Here is a 2,841-nt window from a genome sequence, read left to right as displayed (position 1 = left end):
TCGGGCTGCCCGCCTCGGCCGCCGAACGCTACCCGCACCAGTTCTCCGGCGGGCAGCGCCAGCGCATCGCCATCGCCCGCGCGCTCGCGCCCCGGCCGAAGGTGCTGGTCGCCGACGAGCCGGTGAGCGCGCTGGACGTGTCCGTTCGCGGGCAGATACTCAACCTGCTGGCCGACCTCGTGGACGAGCTGGGGCTCACGCTCGTGTTCGTCTCGCACGACCTGTCCGTGGTGCGGCACGTGTGCGAGACGGTCGCGGTCATGAGCCATGGGGAGATCGTGGAGAGCGGGCCGGTGGACGAGGTCTGGGCCGCGCCCGCCCATGCCTACACGCGTACGTTGCTGCAGGCCGTACCGACTCTGGAGGGATTGTTTTGATCGACGTCGATGCCGACGGAGTGGTGGGGTTCACCCAGGCGCTGGTGCGGATCCCCAGCACCAACGACCCCGGGCGGCGTGAGCGGGCCGCCGCCGAGCTGGTGGCCGCCAAGATGCGGGAGTGGGGCTGGGAGCCCACCGTGTACGAGGTGGAGCCGGACCGGCCGAACGTGGTGGCCGTGGTCGAGGGCGGCGGCGGTGCCGGGCCCACCCTGATGTTCGAGGGCCACACGGACGTGGTGACCGAGGGCGACCTGTCCACCTGGACCGTCGACCCGTTCGGCGGGGAGATCCGCGACGGGAGGCTGTGGGGGCGGGGCAGCGCCGACATGAAGTCCGGCCTGGCCGCCACCCTCTACGCCACCCGCGCCCTGCAGCTGGCTGGACCGTTCCCCGGGCGGATCAAGGTGTGCGCGCTGGCCGACGAGGAGGGCCTCATGATCGGCGCGCACCACTTCGTCTCCGAAGGGCTGACCGCCGACGTGGACGGCGCGATCGTCGCCGAGCCCGAGGCGGGCGAGATCTGCGCGGTGGCCAAGGGCGCGCTGCGGCTGCGCGTCGACTTCGCCGGCAAGATGGCGCACGGCGCCATGCCGCAGCACGGCCGCAATCCCCTCCCCGCCGTGGGCTCGCTGCTGGTGGGGCTGGGGTCGCTGCAGGAGGAGCTGCAGGGACGGCACCCGGCGCACGAGCATCTCGGCGAGGTGTACGTGACGCCGACCGTGCTGCGGGCCGGCTCCGAGGAACAGGTGAACGTGATCCCGGCGGCCGCCTCGGTCTTCGTGGACGTGCGGACGATCCCCGGGGTCGAGCACAAGCTGATCGCCGACCGGGTGGCCGCGCTCGCCTCCTACGACGGGATCGCCGCCGAGGTGTCGGTGCTGGTGGACCGGCCGCCGGTGGACGTGCCCGTGTCCGACCCGGTGGTGGCCGCGCTGGCCGCCGCCCACCGTACCGTCACCGGCGCGGAGCCCGTCTACGGCGGGGTGCCCGGGTCCACGGACGGGACCGTGCTGACGCACTGGGGCGGGATCCCGTCCGTGGTGTACGGGCCCGGCGGGAAGTGGATCGCGCACCAGGCGGACGAGTTCGTGGAGGTGGCCGAGATCGTCCGGTGCACCCGCGTGTTCGCCGAGGCGGCCCGGCGCTTCCTCAACGGGGACTTCTGATGCGCGCTGGGCCCTCCAACTCGCTGATGGACGTGGCCGGGCTCCGGGTCGGCCACGCGCAGCGGGTCGGCGGCGGCTACCGCACGGGCACCACCGTCGTCCTGGCCCCTCCTGCGGGGGCCGTGGCGGGGGTGGACGTGCGGGGCGCCGCTCCCGGGACCCGCGAGACCGAGCTGCTGGATCCGCGGAACCTGGTGTCGCGCGTGCACGCCGTGGTGCTGACGGGCGGGAGCGCGTACGGGCTGTCGGCGGCCTGCGGGGTGGTGGAGCGGCTGGCGGACGCGGGCATCGGGTACCCGGTGGCCGGCGGGGTGGTGCCCATCGTGCCGGCGGCGGTCATCTTCGACCTGGGGCGCGGTGGCACGTTCCGCGCCGTCCCGGACGCCACCTTCGGCACCGCCGCCCACGACGCCGCCACCCCGGACGGTGCGTCGGCCGCTCTCCCGCCGTCCGTGGCGGAGGTCCCTAGGGGGAGGAGCGGGACGGGCTCGCCGGACGGCGTCGTCCCCGTCCAAGGGACCGCCACCCTCGACAGCGGGGTGGGGAGCGGGTCGGTCGGGGCCGGGACCGGAGCCAGGGCCGGTGGGCTGGCCGGAGGGGTGGGGACGGCGAGCGTCGTCCTGCCCGGCGGCGCCACCGTGGCGGCCCTGGTCGTCGCCAACCCCGTAGGCTCGGTCCTCGACCCCCGCGACGGCACGCTCGCCGGCGCGCGGTACGGCCTGCCAGGCGAGTTCGACCACCTCCAGCCCCCGCTCCAGGCGGAGATCGACGCCTGGCGCCCGCAGAACGCCCCCTCGTTCAACACCACCATCGGCGTGGTGGCCACGGACCTCACCCTCACCAAGGCCCAGTGCGGCAAGCTCGCCGCGGTCGCCCACGACGGCCTGGCCAGGGCGATCAGGCCGGCCCACACCATGACCGACGGCGACACGATCTTCGGCCTGGCCACCTGCGCCGGCCCCGAGCCCGACCACGACACGCTGCAGGAGGTCCTGGCGGCGGGGGCCGACGTGTTCAGCCGCGCCATCGCGCACGCCGTCCTCGCCGCCACCGGCCACGAGGACGCGCCCGCGTACCTCGACGTGTTCCCCAGCGCCCAACGGAAGCGAGCATGAGCATCGACACCGCATGGCCGTCCGGCCTGCCCATCGGCGACGGATGGGTGGAGACGGCGGAGACCGACGACGTCACCTTCCCGTACGACGGCTCCCTCGTCGCCACCCATCCGTCGCCGATGGGCAGGCCGGACGGCCATGCGGTGTCGATGCTCATGCTCGCTTCCGTTGGGCGCTGGG

3 protein-coding genes and 1 pseudogene are annotated in these 2,841 nt (G+C 74.5%); all 4 read left to right on the top strand.

Translation table 11 applies throughout. The features are described from left to right. Window positions 1-377 (top strand): ATP-binding cassette domain-containing protein (locus ACWDX9_RS62095; protein ID WP_449973245.1); only part of this gene is annotated, 377 nt, incomplete at its 5' end. After that, window positions 374-1,546, top strand: a complete 1,173-nt coding sequence (locus tag ACWDX9_RS62090; protein ID WP_449973244.1) for a M20 family metallopeptidase — start codon at window positions 374-376, stop codon at window positions 1,544-1,546. The genes ACWDX9_RS62095 and ACWDX9_RS62090, both read left to right, overlap by 4 nt. Then, window positions 1,546-2,661, top strand: a complete 1,116-nt coding sequence (locus tag ACWDX9_RS62085) for a P1 family peptidase (RefSeq protein WP_449973243.1) — start codon at window positions 1,546-1,548, stop codon at window positions 2,659-2,661. Before ACWDX9_RS62090 ends, ACWDX9_RS62085 begins: the two co-directional genes overlap by 1 nt. Then, window positions 2,658-2,841: pseudogene (locus ACWDX9_RS62080) on the top strand (hypothetical protein); the annotation flags it as partial. The gene ACWDX9_RS62085 and the pseudogene ACWDX9_RS62080, both read left to right, overlap by 4 nt.

The sequence above is a fragment of the Nonomuraea sp. NPDC003201 genome, assembly GCF_053590415.1.
The sequence above is the reverse complement of the archived record's forward strand: the minus strand, read 5'-3'. Positions and strand labels throughout refer to the sequence as shown.

Bases quoted from the DNA above. Each gene is read 5' to 3' on its own strand.
- ACWDX9_RS62085 (WP_449973243.1), top strand. From the start codon at position 1,546: ATGCGCGCTGGGCCCTCCAACTCGCTGATGGACGTGGCCGGGCTCCGG.